12 protein-coding genes and 1 pseudogene are annotated in these 17,182 nt (G+C 35.8%); 5 read left to right on the top strand and 8 right to left on the bottom strand.

The features are described from left to right. Position 1: 1 nt before the first annotated feature. From GSB9_02615 to GSB9_02618, 4 genes are all read right to left on the bottom strand, one after another. Positions 2–283 (bottom strand): pyrimidine/purine nucleoside phosphorylase, encoded by a 282-nt coding sequence (locus tag GSB9_02615; protein ID UKM66042.1) that lies wholly within the window; start codon positions 281–283, stop codon positions 2–4. A gap of 228 nt (positions 284–511) precedes the next feature. Beyond that, positions 512–1,372 (bottom strand): OmpA family protein, encoded by an 861-nt coding sequence (locus GSB9_02616; protein ID UKM66043.1) that lies wholly within the window; start codon positions 1,370–1,372, stop codon positions 512–514. Positions 1,373–1,544: 172 nt separating this feature from the next. Next, complete coding sequence (locus GSB9_02617) at positions 1,545–3,866, bottom strand: inorganic phosphate transporter (GenBank protein UKM66044.2); 2,322 nt, start codon at positions 3,864–3,866, stop codon at positions 1,545–1,547. A 76-nt stretch (positions 3,867–3,942) separates the two neighbouring features. Next, on the bottom strand, positions 3,943–5,145 hold the full coding sequence (locus GSB9_02618; protein UKM66045.1) for an OprO/OprP family phosphate-selective porin: 1,203 nt from the start codon (positions 5,143–5,145) through the stop codon (positions 3,943–3,945). Between the two features lie 383 nt (positions 5,146–5,528). Between GSB9_02618 and GSB9_02619 the strand changes: the two genes are divergently transcribed. Then, positions 5,529–5,879: a nicotinic acid mononucleotide adenyltransferase gene (locus GSB9_02619; GenBank protein UKM66046.1), complete on the top strand. Its 351-nt coding sequence runs from the start codon at positions 5,529–5,531 to the stop codon at positions 5,877–5,879. An 87-nt stretch (positions 5,880–5,966) separates the two neighbouring features. Here GSB9_02619 and GSB9_02620 read toward each other — a convergent pair whose 3' ends face one another. From GSB9_02620 to GSB9_02622, 3 genes are all read right to left on the bottom strand, one after another. After that, complete coding sequence (locus tag GSB9_02620) at positions 5,967–7,973, bottom strand: hypothetical protein (GenBank protein ID UKM66047.1); 2,007 nt, start codon at positions 7,971–7,973, stop codon at positions 5,967–5,969. A gap of 143 nt (positions 7,974–8,116) precedes the next feature. After that, positions 8,117–10,900 (bottom strand): TonB-dependent receptor, encoded by a 2,784-nt coding sequence (locus tag GSB9_02621; GenBank protein ID UKM66048.1) that lies wholly within the window; start codon positions 10,898–10,900, stop codon positions 8,117–8,119. 385 nt (positions 10,901–11,285) lie between these two features. Beyond that, positions 11,286–11,675 carry a carboxypeptidase-like regulatory domain-containing protein gene (locus GSB9_02622; GenBank protein ID UKM66049.1) on the bottom strand — a complete coding sequence of 130 codons (390 nt, stop codon included), beginning with the start codon at positions 11,673–11,675 and terminating at the stop codon, positions 11,286–11,288. Between the two features lie 183 nt (positions 11,676–11,858). Between GSB9_02622 and dgt the strand changes: the two genes are divergently transcribed. Beyond that, positions 11,859–13,199, top strand: a complete 1,341-nt coding sequence (gene dgt / locus GSB9_02623) for a dNTP triphosphohydrolase (GenBank protein UKM66050.1) — start codon at positions 11,859–11,861, stop codon at positions 13,197–13,199. 118 nt (positions 13,200–13,317) lie between these two features. On the opposite strand, the gene GSB9_02624 is transcribed toward dgt, so the two are convergent. Continuing rightward, positions 13,318–14,064, bottom strand: a complete 747-nt coding sequence (locus tag GSB9_02624) for a DUF6090 family protein (protein ID UKM66051.1) — start codon at positions 14,062–14,064, stop codon at positions 13,318–13,320. A 270-nt stretch (positions 14,065–14,334) separates the two neighbouring features. Between GSB9_02624 and GSB9_03350 the strand changes: the two are divergent. The 3 genes and pseudogenes from GSB9_03350 (at position 14,335) to GSB9_02628 (ending at position 17,157) form a co-directional block, all read left to right on the top strand. After that, positions 14,335–15,578, top strand: a pseudogene (locus GSB9_03350) (DUF4331 domain-containing protein). Between the two features lie 94 nt (positions 15,579–15,672). Further along, positions 15,673–16,965 (top strand): cell surface protein, encoded by a 1,293-nt coding sequence (locus GSB9_02627; GenBank protein UKM66054.1) that lies wholly within the window; start codon positions 15,673–15,675, stop codon positions 16,963–16,965. A gap of 12 nt (positions 16,966–16,977) precedes the next feature. Further along, a complete protein-coding gene (locus GSB9_02628; protein UKM66055.1) occupies positions 16,978–17,157 on the top strand; it encodes a hypothetical protein in 180 nt (59 codons plus the stop codon). Positions 17,158–17,182 lie beyond the last annotated feature (25 nt).

Raw genomic sequence — 17,182 nt, forward strand, 5'->3', positions numbered from 1 at the left:
ATTATTTGTATTGGCACAAATAAGAGGTTTGCCCATTTACTTTTACTTGAAACTTTTCGTTAGCTTCTATTTGGTAGGCTTCACCGGCCTTATAGGTTTTCCATTCGGTTTCACCAGGTAATAGAACGGTCATTTCGCCTTCTACAACATTCATGGTCTCATGTTTAGACGTGCTAAACTCGTAAGTTCCGGCATTCATAACACCCAAAGTTGATTGGCCTGTTTTACTTGTGTATCCTAAAGATTTAACGTTTCCGTCAAAATATTCATTTGCTGAAATCATTTTAAATTTTTTTATTGGTTTTTAACAAAAATACTAAACTCCAAGTTGAACAAAGAATTGATGGCAATAAATGTTGATGATGTGTGCTGTACAGGGATTGTTTTTATACAAGGAAATAAGTGGACGAAGCTGTTTTAGATAAAATAAAAATCTCCAAGAGTGAGGGCTCTTGGAGATTTAGTTTTTGAAACACACTTTAAAGGTGTCAACGGGATATTAAGCTAATATTTAATCTAGAATATTTTCTGAAAGCGCTGTATCGTTATCTGCCATTAAAGCAAAAAACTTATCGATATTTGGAAGGATAATAATTCTGGTTCTTCTGTTTTTAGCACGATCTTCAGAATTATCGTTGCTGGCTACAGGTTGGTAGCTGCTTCTACCAGACGCTATTAACTTTTCTGGTGCAACGTTGTATTTGTCTTGAAGTTTACGAACAACCGATGTCGCCCTTAAAACGCTCAAATCCCAATTGTCAGCAATGTTGGCAGTGTTGATTGTTCTTGAGTCCGTATGGCCTTCTACCATAACATCTAAACTTGGTTCAGAATTGATAACATCGGCTAATTTTTTTAAAATAGGATCAGCTTTAGAACTAAGTCTGTAGCTAGCCGTATTGAACAGCATATTGTCTGCAATAGATATCATTACAACGGTTTCGTTAATATCTACAGCAAAGTCTTGATCTTCGTCAATATTACTTTCGTTAATCGTTTTTTCAAGATTGTAAGCAACGGCCAAGTTCATGGAGTCTTTTAGTGTTTTAGCTTGGCTAAGTTTTGTTTGATCTACGTTTTTTAAGGTCTCGCGCATACGAGCTTTTGTGTCGTTAGATATTACCGTGCCATTTTCCGCAACTTCTAATTTGGAATCGCTTTCTTCTTTCAACGACATAATTTTGTTGTTGTAAGCCTCAACGCGTTCTTGGATTTTGTCAAATTTAGCTTCAAGGTCTTCTTTAGCAACTCTAGTTTTTTGTAATTCGCTTTTAATTTCACCATTTTCTTGTTGTAAAGCCAAGTATTTTTTCTTGGAAACACACGATACCGTAATAACCGTCAACAAAAGTAGTATAGATAATTTCTTCATAATTAATATAATAATTTGGTTTATTGTATTTACGGAGTTAAACCTATTATAGATTACGAAGTCTGTATGTTTTTTTTAACGTATTGATTTCTAGTTGTTAAAAAATAAAAAAACCCTAAAACTTAACAAGTTTTAGGGTTCCATTACTTTGGTTTAAGTGTCTATGATTTAACTACTCTTCTTCCAATTCTTTTTTTAATGTACCATTTTCGGAAATAGATTCTGCAACCTCTATTGTTGCTGGTTTAACCGAAGCATCATGAGAATTGTGGTATTCTTCCAATAGATTCATAGTTGCTACTAATAAATCTTTTGTTTCAGATAGTAAGCCAAAATACAGGGTGGTGTTTTTAGGGCTCGATTCTTCTTTTCTGGTACGTTCAATCTGCTTTTGGATTTTTTCAGATAACAAGTGGAACAATTCTTTTTTACTGTTCAAAATATCTCCAATCTGTTCAAATGAACTAGAATCGAACGCCACCTTAGTGTCATTGAATAGTTTTTCAACGGCATCATCAATCTCTTTCAACTCTTTTATTTGGTTAAATTTAAGTTTTTTGTGGTTGTTGTTTACATGCTTGTAGCTTACTTTTGAAATATATTCTAAAGATTGTGTCATGTCCTGTAAATAACCTAAAATACTAATGTAAAAATCGCTGGCACCAACACTAGATTCGTCTAGGTTTTTTATAAAATAAAAAATATTGTCTCTTAAGTTGTCGACTTCTAGCGATAGCTTGTCGATTTGTTTTTTATTCTTTTTTAATGAAGACAAATCTTGTTTAGCCAGTCCTTTTATGGCATTAGAGTATATTTTATTACCTCTTTTAACCACATTAGCAATATTGGCTGCACTTTCATGAATAACGCCTTGAACAGAGCTGCTCTCGGCAGTTTTAAGACGGTCTTCACTTTTACTTTCAGCTGATTTCTTTTTGTGCGACAAGAAGTTTCTTATGAGTAAAAATGCGGTTACTAACAATAGTATCGGCGTCATTACCTGTGGTTCCCAATTAATCAAAAATACGACAGTCCCAGAGGCAATAAAAGCTCCGAAAGCGGTTCCAAACCAGCCTCCAATTACGTTTAATACACCAGCAACTCTATATACTGCACTTTCTGCTCCCCAAGCTCTATCAGCAAGCGATGTACCCATAGCAACCATAAAGGTTACGTAGGTAGTTGAAAGGGGGAGTTTCATGGCTGTGGCAATTGAAATTAAAACACCGGCAACCATTAAATTCACAGAAGCTCTAATCATATCAAAAGCTGGGGCATCCATGCTTTGGTCTTTAGTCATCACTGCCGTATTAGGCTTTTGAAAACTGGAGTCTATATTAGATTGCATGGATTTAGGGATGATATATCTTAAAGCATCCGATATTCCAGAAGTTGCTTTTACGATACTTCGTGAAAGCATATTGGGTTTGAATTTTTCATGTGTATCGCTTTGGCGTGATAGGCTAATTTCGGTTTCGGCCACTGTTTTAGCTTTTTTAGAAAACCAAAGTGTTACCACCATTATGCCTCCAGAAATGAAGAGTAAAAACGGTTCGGCAGGCATCTTTTTCCCAAGTATGCCCATGCTGAATTCGGTAGCAACTGTTCCAGAGCCTAACCAAGCTTCGTAACTATGGTATGCAGCCATAGGAACACCGATAAAGTTAACTAAATCGTTACCTGAAAAGGCCAATGCCAATCCAAATGTTCCAACAGCAATAACAACTAATAAAATACTCTTTTTTGTGATTTTTTGAAACGCAAACGAAAACAATGTAAACAGCACAAAACCGCCAATAATTATGTAAAGTTCATTGCCTTCAATGTAGCCTTTAAGATCATCATAATAAGGTGTTCCTTTTAGGCCTTTCATGAAGATAAAGTAAAGGATGGCCGTTAATGCCAAACCACCAAAAATAGCACCAAAATTTTTAATTTTTTCATCGTAATGAAAAGTGAAAATGTAGCGCGAAATCCACTGAACAAAGGCCCCCACACTAAAGGCTATGACGACCGATAATAGGATGCCGCTAATAATCTCAAGCGCTTTTTCGGTGTTAATATAGCTTCCTAGGTCGGCAAAAGTTTGGGAATCTGAAGCGCTAATTTTTATCAAGGCCATAATAACAGCAGCTCCCAATAAGTTAAATACAATAGAAACCGTTGTTGATGTAGGTAAGCCTATCGTATTAAAAAAATCGAGTAATAATATGTCTGTAATCATAACTGCCATAAAAATGAGCATGATTTCATGAAAGCTAAACTGTGCCGGCACAAAAATGCCTTTTCGGGCAACTTCCATAAGGCCGCTAGAAAAAACGGCACCAATAAAAATACCCAAACTGGCAACAATCATGATTGTTCGCAACGAAATAGCTTTAGATCCTATTGCAGAGTTGAGAAAGTTAATGGCATCATTACTAACACCAACAACAAGGTCAACCACAGCCAGAATAGCAATAGCTATGAGCATGTATAAATAAATGTGTTCCATAGGTTTTAATTGTAAAAGGACTGCAAATATCATGACAATATATAATTATTATGTTACGTAATTGTTATTTTTTGGATTAAAAATGCAGGTCGAAGCCTAGCCTAAATGTTATATTATCTTCATTTCCATCGAGAGTAGTATAACTGAGGTCACTTTGTACTTTTAGTTTATGTCCAACAATAAACTTATTAACACCAAAAGTGTATTGTTTTGTGGGTAGGGCCTCAGTAACGGATTCGTAATCTAAAGTGGTAAAACGTGCAGCAATTTCGTAGTTGCTTTTAAATAAATAACCTGCTTGTAAATTTAAAGCGTTACCGGTTAGAACGATATCTCCCGTTGGTGTTGTGCTATCTGCTTCTGTTGCAATTTCATCGTCGGCTTTACGTTTAGCGTATTCGCCCATAAATGAAAATCCGTTGTACTTAAACATGGCATCTGCAAAAAAGGTAGTTTGGTCGGTTTCGTAAAGGGAACCATCTGTTCTAGTCATGTAATCACCGGCAAAACCTCTTTCCCTAACGGCATCTTGGTTGTAGTTGTAAGTGAATCCAAGCATTATTTTTGGAAGTTCTTCACGTTTTAGATCAGAACCTGTGTAATCCCCTTTCGACTTAAACGTACCGAAAGGTAATAACTCCAACCGTCCTGTGTATTGTAAGCCACCTTCATTGCCTTCGGTAACATTTCGGCCTTCACCTTGTGAAATCGATAATTTTTCACGCATTAAAAAGCTGCTCCCCAAATAAGATTTATGGCGTAATTGAATACCTAAATCGCGATCAATATTAAAACGGCTATTCAATAGCGAACGGTCTATAAGCTGTAAGTTTGCGGATGACACCACGCGCTCTACGTTACCAGGTAGTTTTGTTTGTCCGGCCCATAATTCGAAATTTTTGGCAAAATTCCACATAATAACTGCATCTAAAATGTAGCGGGGTGTGTTCCTGTTAAATTGGTTGGCTCCCGAAATATCTCTGTTTGAAAGCCCTAGCTCTATTTTGTATTTTAACTTGGGACTGTAGGCGAACCCATCAAACTTTAAACGTGCACGGCGCACAATGAAATTATGTTCTGGGCTATTGTAGTTATTTCCGTTGTGATCCCAAGATGAAATAGATCGTACCTGAAAGCGTGGAGCGAATTTTACGCTAAACGAACTGTCTTTTGCAACAAAATTAATTAATCCTTTTCCAAAAGACGTATCGCTGATTTCTTGTGAATGCGTTGTAAACACTAGACTTAAAGCCAGTGCAATACTGATTTTTAGTTTCATTGTATGTATTAGTTTTTGTCGCTGCAAATAACCAATACCAATGTTAACTGAATGTTACCAAACGATTAACAATAAAACAATAAAAAGACTGCCTTGGCCAAAGGCAGTCTCATTAGAAATCATGATAATGTAGTCGACAAAAACTAATAGATTATATGAAATACTAATTAAAGTGTCTTAAGACTTCACAAATATCAATGTTTTATTTCATCGTAACGTAACGCTAATATTAATTTAATATTAAGGATATTGCTATTGTTAATTTTTTTAAAATTTTTAAAAACAAACTGTTACAGGGTTTGTGTTAAATTAATGTTACGTAAACGTTGCTTAAATGTTATCTCTTTTGTAACTTTGATGTATAATGTAAAAACCCCATAATTATGAAGAAGTTTATCTTATTTTTTGCCTTTTTAATTACTGTGGTGTCTTTTGCTCAGCAAAAGAGAGATTTAAAGTTTAATAAAGAAACCAACTTAATAGAGGTTGTTTATTATCATGACAATGGAGTGGTTAGCCAAACGGGCTTTTACACTACAGATGGTAAACTACAAGGCGAGTGGTTAAGCTTTAACGCAGAAGGCAAAAAAACAATTTCTGGTAATTATGATAATGGTAAAAAAGTCGGCAAATGGTTTTATTACACTAATGAAACCGTAAAAGAAGTAGATTACAATGAAAATGTTATTGCAAGCCTAAAGGAAACCAGTACTGATAATCAGGATGGTTTGTAAAATCTTGCAAAACTACTAATAAAAAAAGCATCCCATTTTGGGATGCTTTTTTTATTGTAATCTTAACCTTTTATAAGGCATATGCTATTATAAATTTGCGTTTATCCAGTTCCAACCAGAAATGTCAACTTGCGTACCGGCATCGTAAGCATCGGTAGTTGTAGCAGCATTACCATCAATAATAACGTTTGCTAATGGTCCGCCATCTTTCATGTCAATATTAGTATCGTAACCACTTAAGTACAAATTGTTGATTGTAGCACCAGATTGCTTTTTAAATTGTAAAGCCGTACCACCAACAGTCGATATAGCCGTTACATTTGTAAATAAAGGATTGCCATTGTCTTTGTCTCCTTCAAAAGCGGTAGAGAAACCTTCAACGGTATGTTTGATGTAAGTGTTAGTTACAGAACCATTCCATCCTTCAGTCCAGTCAACAGCATCGTCATCGTTGTTTTCTAAATAGATATTGGTTACAGAAGCAGAACCTCCAAAGAACTCAATACCATCATCAGCGCCGTTAATTACGGCAATATTTTCTAAAATTGTACCAGAGCCAACAGCGTATAAAGAAACACCATTGTACTGAGACTCAGAGTTGATTTGAGCACCAGTTCCTTTGATAATCAAGTTCTTCACAATACCAGAACTTTCAGAATCGTTAGTGCCTCCATAAATGAAACCACCTATTTCGGCAGTAGCATTAACACCAGCGGTAGTAGTGGCGTTACCGCAAATGGTTAATCCGCCCCAGTCTCCTGGTTTTGCATCTGTAGAAGAGATTACTACAGGGTTGTTAGGCTCACCATTAATTTCTATTTGTCCACCTTGTAATACAGCGATGTAAACCCCAGTACCGCCAGCTCTAGCTGTAATTTTTGTACCAGCAGGAATGGTTAATTTGGCACCAGACTGTACAATGTAAGAAGAGTTTAATGTATAGGCTACAGAAGCATCAAGTGTAACATTACCCGATACAGCACCTTGTAACACGTTGCTCTCAAAAGAAACATCAGTATCTACCCAGTTAAAATCTGTAAGGTCAACAGAAGGAACTACCGTAGTGTTTAATGAATAAAACCACTCTTCGTTTGCGATTTGGTCAGCTTCCTCAGCAAATGCAACAGGAGTATATCCGTCCACAAAAACTACGTTTGAAATGGCACCGCCATCTTTCATGTCTAAATCTACATCGTATCCGCTTAACGATAAGTTTGTAATCGTTCCTCCAGATTGCTTTTTAAATTGTAATGCCGTACCACCAACAGTTGAAATGGCAGTAATATTGTTGAATTTAGGATTTCCGTTGTCTTTATCGCCTTCAAAAACAGTAGAGAAACCAGCAACAGTATGCGAAATATAAGCGTTGTCTACAGTTCCGCTCCAGCCTTCAGTCCAGTCGATAGAGTCATCGCTGTTATTTTCTAAATAAAGATTAGAAACTGAAACTGTTCCGCCGAAGAACTCAACACCATCGTCATCCCCATTAATAACAGCTAGGTTGTCAACTAAAGTACCAGAACCAACAGCGTAAAAAGACACGCCATTATATTGAGACTCAGAGTTGATTTGGGCACCAGTACCAACAATTTGTAAGTGACGGATAATACCAGAACTATCAGAGTCATTGGTACCTCCGTAAACAAAACCACCAACTTCAGCAACAGCGTCAACACCGGCCGTAGTAGTAGCTTCACCACAAAGTGTTAAACCACCCCAATCGCCAGGGTTACCATCTGCAGACGACATTACAACTGGATTACCAGCGTTACCGTTAATGTTTATGGTGCCACCTTTTAAAACAGCAATGTAAACATCAGTACCACCGTTATCGGCAAGGATTCTAGTGCCGGCTGGGATATTTAAAGTTGCGTCTGAATCTATAATAAATTGCCCTTTTAAATTGTAAACCACAGAAGCGTCAAGTGAGTAAGTCGTTTTTAAAGTGCCATTTAAAATGCCAGCCTCTAGGTTTTTAACCACGTCGGTTTGCTCTGGTCCAATTGGAGCTGGATCGTCAGAATCACAACTAGTTAAAGTTAAAGCAGCAAAAACAAAGGTTGCGCTAAATAATTTTCCGATTAAATTTTTCATTTTTTAGTTTATTAATTTACTTTTTGTTTTGAATTAATTTCTTCTGCAAAGAAAGCTAACCACCGTTTTAATATCTTTAACTCAATATTAAACGATGGTTACTTTTATTTGGAAAAAAACCTTGGTTTGTTAACTGAATGTTATTAGAAAGTATACTTTAAGCTCAAGCTTAATAAGCTTCCCTTTTTATAAGATAATACGGTTTCGTTAGTTTCTATTCCCGTATTAAGGTTTCTTATTAATTGGGTCTGTTTTATTTCTGGGTTTAATAGGTTTCTGCCTGTAAACTTTAATTGTAACTGGTCAGTGATGTCTTTGCTTGCAACAAAGTCTAGGGTAACAAAACCTTTTTCAATAATTTGATCGTTGTACAAAGTGGCACTATTGGTGAAATCTTCTGGAGACCCTAAAGCAAATATTTTGTCGGATGAATAATTTCCAGTTAAAGTCGCCACAAACTCTTTTTCGGTTTGGCTGTTATAGCTAAGCGAACCATTTACGATTAAATCTGAAGCCCCTTGCAAATCTACTTCAGTTAGGTTTTTGTACTGGTAGTTTTCCAATAAATCTTGGTTGAACCACATTTTGGTTACATTGGTGTTGAAGTTTAAAAGAGCATTGTCGTCGTCATTTTTAATTAAATCCAAACGTGTTTCCAATTCAATACCATAAACGTTGGCTTCTTCTCCAGTATTAAAGTATTTAAAATAACCTGATGACCCGCGTTCCATGGCCAAGTTTATTGGGTTTTTAATGTTTTTGAAAAACGCCGTAGCTGAAACCAACTCACTTTGATTAGGGAAAAATTCCCATTTTAAATCGATGTTAAATACATCCGATTTTTCCAAATCTGGATTACCAGTGGTAACACGTCCTGTTGGAGATACATAGTTAAAAGGAGCTACTTCTTTAAATTCAGGCAGTGTTTGTGTTAGGCTGGAAGCTAATCGTAAAAACTGTTTGTCGTTTAGTTCAAACTTAACGTTTGCACTGGGGTAAACCTCAGTATATTCCTTAGTAGTAGAGCCAACACGCCCTACGTAGTTGCCAACATCCCAAAGCACATTGATTTCATCACGCTCAAAACGAACCCCCACGTTTCCAGAAAAACGTTTGTTTAAACCAAAATCTAAGTTGGCATACGCAGCCATTATATTTAGGTCGGCATCATAGCGATCTGGATTGGGCTCTCTTAAAACGAGTCCGTCCTCAAAGTTGTCTGGAGTAAAAGTTAAAGAAAACTGGTCGATTGATGGTACTTTGAAATCACGGGCACGAACGCCAATAAACTGAGAGCTGAAAACACGGTCTTTTTGGCGGAAATTGGCGCCCACATGTAATTTGTAAGGTTTGGTATTGGCATCTTCATCAAATTCACCAAAGCTAATGGCATCGGTGATATAAGCGTTGTATTCGGTGTCTTCAATTTTTTGACTCGATTTACGCTGTTGAAAATCGCCAACGTGAGCATATTGCACGAACGGCATATCAGTATCAATGATGGTTTGGTTTTCAGGGTCGGTTTCGGGAGTAAAAATATTAGCTTCGTTACGTACACGGTTAGGCTCTTGAGCCAAAACATAATTGTAACCTGCAGCCCATTTCAGCTCATTGTTTTCGCTAATATCATGCGAACCTTCAATTTGGTTAACCAATAGAATGGTTTGCTTGAAGTTTTGGTCGCGAACAAAAGCTTGGTCTTCTTTTGGGTCTTGGTCAAACACATAACCTTCAAGGTTTCTACCTTGCTCATAAACATTGTCGTTGCTTGTGTTAACCGATAAACTGCTAATTTTTAAATTGTTACTATCGTTAATCTTAAAGTCTAAATTAAAATAACCTGTTGAGTTTGTTTGGGTGGTAGACGATTCAACATCGGTAAACTCGTTATCCAAAATGTTTGAGCGGTAGCTTCTAAAAATACCTTCTTGGTAGTTGTATTGTTTCGAGTGCGAACCGGCAACAAATAATTTTAACTGTTTGCCAAAAACATCAAATTTGGTGCCTCCAGATAATTTAATACCGTAATTGCCAGTATTTTTTTGGTCAATTGGGTCCCAACCTTGTCTGGTAATCAAATCTACTAAAGCGTATTCTTTTTTATGGAATCCAAAGTTCACATCTTCAGAAATAATTGATCTTTTAAAGTTTGCTGAACCTACCGTATTTGTGTTGTAGCCTGAAGAAAGGCTTATGGAGAATTCTTTTTTGGAATACGATTTTGAGGTGATATCAACATTGCCCGAACCTTGGTCAGCATAGCTGTCAGTTGAGTATGTTTTGCTGATACCAACATTTTCAATAACGTTAGTTGAGAATAGGTTTAAGTTGATGTTTTTATTGTTAACGTCGTCTGAAGGAATGGGAAGTCCATTCATTGTGGTAGACAAATAACGGTCTCCGAGACCTCTAATGTATATGTCACCAGAACCTTCACTTTTAGTTACTCCAGAAATTTTTTCAGTCGCTCCAGAAGCATCAGATACTCCAATTTTAGTCAATCGTTCTGCACCAATACTTTCCTTTATCACTACCGCCTTTTTCTGCTCCAACAACAGGGCTGTTTCGCTTTCACGTTTGGTAGTAGTGGTAATCACCACTTCGTCCAACGAAGCAGCGCTTGCGCCCATCGGTACGTTTACTTCGGTTATTTTGCCGGCAACAATTGTAACAGGCAGTTCTTGTGTTTCATAACCAACAAAACTGTATATTAAAATGTAATCTCCAGGTTCTAAATTCTCAAGGGCGTACAAGCCATCAAAATCGGAAGTAGTACCTTTAGTGGTACCTTTTATTATAACATTGGCAAAGGCCAAAGGTTCGTTGTTGTATTCTTTGTCGGTAAGTTTACCAACCACAGAACCAGTGTTTTGGCCATAAGAAATGGCCGCTATCATTAGTATTAAAAATAGGGTGATTTTTTTCATATTTTTAGTTTTTATCTAGGTGCAAAGAACGCTAGGTTATGTGAACAGGGTGTTATCCATGAGTTAAACAATGGTAATTGAAGGGTTATGTAAACGTTATGTGTAACTGGGTTTTTAGAAGCGATAGTTACATTAATTTAACATTGAAAATGATGTGTTTTTAATTTTGAATTTTATAAGGGAGGTGAGATTGAAAATGGCCTTTCTTAAAAATCAGAAGAGGTGAATTGGGGTTGAAATCTAAAATAGAAGTAAGGTTTGATTGTGGAACTCTAATGGAACTTAAGTTTCATTCTGCCAAAAAACAGAATGTTTTTTCAGATGAAAAATAACTCCAACAAAGTCTGAAAAAGAAAGAGTGATTGGTTTACTGGTAACTTAACTGTTACTGGTCCGAAGTGTTTTTTAAGCTCTGTCCAGCGTTTGCCATGGCCATGGCTAAAGCGATGTCGTCCATAGAAACGCTACTGGCTTCTAAAGTCAGTTTTAACTCTACGGGGTTAAGACCGTCAACATGCACGTTGATTTCTTTCGATTCGTAACCCACAAAGCTGCAAACCAAGGTGTAATCGCCAGCTTCAATATTTTCAATAACAAACATGCCGGTTTGGTCGGTGTTGGCTTTTACCTCAGTATTTTTAATACTAATGTCGGCTAAAACCAAAGGTGCATTTTCAACTTCATTGTCCAAAACCTTTCCAACAATAAGCCCAGTATTTTGACTAAAGGAAAGTGTACTGAAAAGTGTAGCGGCAATGATAATTAAATGCTTCATGTTTGTTGATGTGTAAATACAGCGCAAAATAAATGAAACATCATAAATCTAATGTTATCTAAGTATTAAACAACGATGATTAAAATGTTATCGTAATGTTAACTCAAGTATGGCAAAAAAACGAAAGTAAAGCCCATAGGTTAATAAGATCTTTTTTATCTTGCCTTGCTTTAAAAACGAACGATGAACTGGGAACAATTACTATCCTTAAAACGCTTTGGCGATACCAATAAAAGACTAAGAAAAGAGCAGGACGAAACCCGTTTGGGTTTTGAAGTGGATTACGATCGCATCATTTTTTCTTCGGAATTTAGAAGCCTTCAAGACAAAACCCAAGTGATTCCTTTATCGCAAACCGATTTTGTGCACACCCGTTTAACCCACAGTTTGGAGGTGAGTGTAGTAGGGCGCTCTTTAGGTAGAAAAGTGGGGTTGAAACTATTAGAAAAATATCCACATTTGCAAAATGTTCATGGCTACCAGGCCAACGATTTTGGAGCTATTGTTGCCACAGCAGCATTGGCCCACGACATAGGCAACCCGCCGTTTGGGCATTCTGGCGAAAAAGCCATAGGTGAATTTTTTAAAACAGGCGACGGAAAAAAGTACCAAGACCAATTAACCGAAAAGCAATACCAAGATTTATGCGATTTTGAAGGCAATGCCAACGGTTTTAAAATTTTAACACAAAGTCGGGCTGGTAGAAAAGGCGGATTGCGTATGAGTTACGCCACGCTTGGGGCGTTTACTAAATACCCAAAAGAATCGTTGCCTAAGAAGCCAACAACGCATATAGCCGATAAAAAGTATGGATTTTTCCAAAGTGACAAAGCTACTTTTATTGATGTAGCAAATGAGTTGGGCTTAATAAAACGCAGTGAAAAACATATTAGCTTTTCACGGCATCCGTTAACCTATTTGGTTGAGGCGGCCGACGATATTTGTTATACCATTATTGATTTTGAAGATGGTATCAATTTAGGGCTCATTCAAGAAGAATATGCTTTGGAGTACCTATCGAAGGTTATACGCGAAAATATTATTCCAGAAAACTACTATGCGCTATCCAGTAGAGAAGACCGTATTGGTTACCTTCGTGCGCTAGCTATTGGAGCATTAATCAACGATGCTGTCGATATTTTTATGAAACACGAAGAAGCCATTCTAAATGGTGATTTTGATGCAGCGTTATTGGATAAAAGTAAATACGATGCCCAAATTAAAGATATCATTAAAATTAGCAGAGATAATGTGTATTGCTCCGAAGAGGTTATCGATAAGGAAATTGCGGGTTATCAAATTATAAACAAGCTACTTGGTGTTTATACCGCTGCGGTTAATAATTGTTATGATGGAAGTGCTTCAAATTACGACAAATTAATACTGAACCGCTTGCCGGAAACCATAAATTTTAAGAGCGACGATTTGTACCTAAGGCTGCTTTCGGTATGCCATTATGTGTCTTTACTTTCCGACAGCAAGGCCATTCAAAACTTTAAAAAAATAGAAGGGGTGACGTTTTAGCGGTTTTTATGGTAGTTCGATTAACGTCAATTAATATAAGTGTTTTCATCTCTTATATACATTTTTGTTCTTTCGTTATTTCGAATCTCTTTTTTAATAAAAATTGCTCTCTCTTACTTTAATTTTTTAATTCGGAATTAATAAGTTTTTCAATAATTTTAATTTTTTTAATTAAATCAGAACAAGCCTCAACTGTAATTTTTTCATTGTGATTTTTGACCCAAAGTCCAGCTCCCTTGGATAAAATTATGTCCTCTAGGGAATTCTTTACATGAGCAGAAATAGTTTTGTTTAAAAGAGTCTTATTTTCTATCATTTCTCCAATGACACCACCTGATGATAAACTAGCTAACCTTATTCTGTCTTTGTATTCTTGATTAAGTTCTCCATTAACAATAGTACGTCTATCCATATTATGTTTTAAATCTAATAATTTGTTGCGAATAGATTGGGGGGTCAATTTTATCTCACCTGTACTTATCAGGGACTCTATAGTGCCTGTATGGAAAATAATGTTTTGATATTCATAATTTACAAGACTATATTTATTAAATATTTGGTCCGTTGTTAAACTTTGTGAGTTTAGGCTGTAAATAACTTTGTTGTAAGTTGAAATGTTTTGACTGTACTTCTGTATTATTTCTTCAATATAAATTTTATTTTCTTTTAGCTCATCTATAAGTTGGAGATAATATTGATGTCTTATTGTATCATTTTTTTTACTCTCTCCCCAGCTGTTTAGTTGCAACGCTATTAAAATGCCAATAACCACAAGAATTATTTCACCAATAGCATATTTTAAATACTTTGTTGTTTTTCCCTCTGAAAGCAAATTTTGTCTAATCTTTCTAAAGAATTTTATCATAGTTATTAGGCTGTATATAATGAAGAACAATGCAAAGCTGAAAGTTCTGTTTCAACTAGATTATTGGTTTGTTAAACTAAGATAGTTGAAAAATTTCACCAAATCAAGATTGCCTGCTTTCTCTATAATATTTGGTTAGTTGAATTTAAGAGGACTACATGCGACACACAACTTTCTGTTTTTAACAAAATTTTAACAAAACCGCTCTTTTCATTATTTCGTAGGTATTAGTGAGAGTAAAAAAATTACTAATAACAAAATCTAAAAATCATGAAAAAATTAACAACAGTTTTAGGAATAGGAATTATAGCTGTGGCTGGTTTCTTAATTATTGCGGCAGACCATATTGATGCGCCTGCCGTTGAAGGCGGTAATAGCGATATTACGGACTTTTATGCATTTCAGGGCGAAAATACAGATAACATTGTATTTGTAGCAAACTTACAAGGCTTGCTTAGCCCGAGTGCTACTGGCAGTGCCGCTTTTAACGAAAATGTCTTAGTAGAATTCAATATCGACAATACAGGAGATTATATAGAAGATTTAGTTATTCAAGCCATTCCAAAAAATGGAAAAATGTACTTTTTCGGACCAGTTGCTCCTTCACAAACCGGACTTAACAGCACTATACAGACTAATGCAACAGCTGGAGGTGTAGTAGATATTACAGCTTATGGTGAGGATGCTAAAATACGTTCGTTTAAAGGTATGAGCTTTTTTGCTGGACCTAGAGATGATCCATTCTTTATGGATTTTGCACAATATTCTGAAATAATTGCTGGAAATGCCACAAGCTTTAACAGTCCTGGGGCAGATACTTTTGCTGGAACCAACGTCATGTCAATTGTAGTTGAAGTTCCAAAAAGTATGATTGGTGGTTCTGGAACCATAAATGCTTGGGTAGAATCTAAAATAAAATAATAACATACAACCTTATAAATTTTTGAAATATGAAAACGATAAAAAGAATACAAATAGCAACAGTTGCATTTGCAGTATCTGTACTTGCCTTTAACTGTTCGAAAGATGACTTAATTCGTAGAGCTCCTGTAGCACCGGATTTCTCTGGAATCTACTCACAAGAAGACCAAATGGGTAGACCAGCTGTTAATACAGTATTCGTTTCAAGTGCAGACAAAGACCTGTTTAATGTTACTGTACCTTCCGAACAAAACGCAGCATTCCAAAGTAAATTTCAGTCTAACCTAATGGCACTGAGTCCTGCTTATGCAAATGATGAAGACCAAAACGCCTTAGGATTAGATGCAGCAACTTTTACCGGACTATTATCTACTGATGTTTTAAATGTATCATTAGACGCCCCAACAACATTTTTTGACGGAACGAATGTGTTAACAGGAAGAGCACTGTCGGACGATGTAATCACCGTTGAATTACTTTTAATTTTTGGAGGTGAAGACTTTTCAGAAAACCCAGGATTATCTGATGACAATGTTGATGCTAATGACAAGGCCTTTTTGAGCTCCTTCCCTTACTTGGCTTCGCCTTGGTAAAATCTGAAAAACCTACTCTAAACTCTAAAGCAAGGGCGCACACACCCTTGTTTTAGAGTTGTTTTAAAACAATATAAATTTAAAAGCAAACGCAATGAAATCCTTAAAACATTTAGCAATAGCTCTGGCAATAATTTTGTTAGCGAGCTGTGGCACGAAAGAAAAAAAAATAACTAGCAAAAGAGATTATACGGGTTATTTGCAAAACACAGAGAGCGAGATGTTGCAGTTGGCTAAATCCGATTTAAACTTCTGGGAAAAAAAGCTAGAAAAAGAACCCAATCAATTCCCGTACTTAGCCAAAGCTGCGGCATCTCAATCTCAAATTTTTAATCTAACTGGTAAAATAGAATCCTTAAAAGAAGCTGAAATTTATTTAGTTAAAGCTAACGAAGCTGCTTTGTACAATAAGGCAGACTATTTAAGAGCTCTAGCACGAAATTATATTTCGCAGCACAGGTTTAAAGAGGCTTTAGGCTTACTAAAAAAAGCAGAACTAAATGGTGAGCATTTAAAAGGCACCCAAAAAATGCTATTTGATGTACATATGGAATTGGGGAATTTTGAACTGGCAAAATCGTATTTAGATAAAATTAGAAAAAACGGTGATTTTGATTATTTAATTCGATTGTCAAAATGGTCTGACCACCGTGGCAATATAGAAGCAGCCATAAAATATATGGAGCAAGCCAAAAACATTGCAGAATCTTCAAATATACCAGCAACCAAACAATGGGTTTATACCAATTTGGCCAATTATTACGGTCACGCCGGAAGAATACAAGATTCCTATCAACACTATCTAAAGGCTTTAGAATTGAACCCTGAAGATGCTTATGCAAAAAAGGGTATCGCTTGGATTGTATATTCATATGAAAAAAATCCAGATGAGGCCTTAAACATTTTAAACACCATAACAAAAAACCATAAATCCCCGGATTATTATTTGCTAAAAGCCGAAATTGCTGAATTTAAAGGTGACTTAAATTTAAAGAAAAACGAGTTAAAATTGTATAATCGGGCGGTTAATAACCCATTATATGGCCATATGTATAATAAATATAATACACTTTTATTAGCAGAAAACCCAAGAGAAATAACCAAGGCATTTATTATAGCCAATACCGAAATTGAAAATAGGCCAATACCACAATCTTATGATTTATTGGCTTGGACGTATTATAAGAATGGTAACAATAAGGAAGCGTTAAAGATTGCTGAAAATTATGTTGCTGGTAAAACTTTTGAACCAGAGGTTCTGTTTCATTTAGCATATATTTATAAAGCTAATGATAAGTTTAAAGAAGTTAAAAATTTGAAAGAAGAATTGCAAGAAAGCATCTTTGAACTTGGTCCAGTAATAGCAACAAAAGTCAATGATATTTAACAAAGAATCCAGATGAAAAATTCAAAATTTATTTTTTCCATTTTAGTGTTAACTATAAGTAACATAGGTTTTTCCAAAGAAGTAAAAGGAGTTGTAAAAAATAAAATTGAGCAACCTCTAGATGCGGCTTACATTTATAATTTAAACTCAAAAGTCATACACACTCTCTTGAAAATGGCGTGTTTGCTTTAAATGCTTGTAAAGTAGGAGATTCCAT

This window comes from Flavobacteriaceae bacterium GSB9 (genome assembly GCA_022749295.1).
Lineage (GTDB): Bacteria > Bacteroidota > Bacteroidia > Flavobacteriales > Flavobacteriaceae > Flavisericum.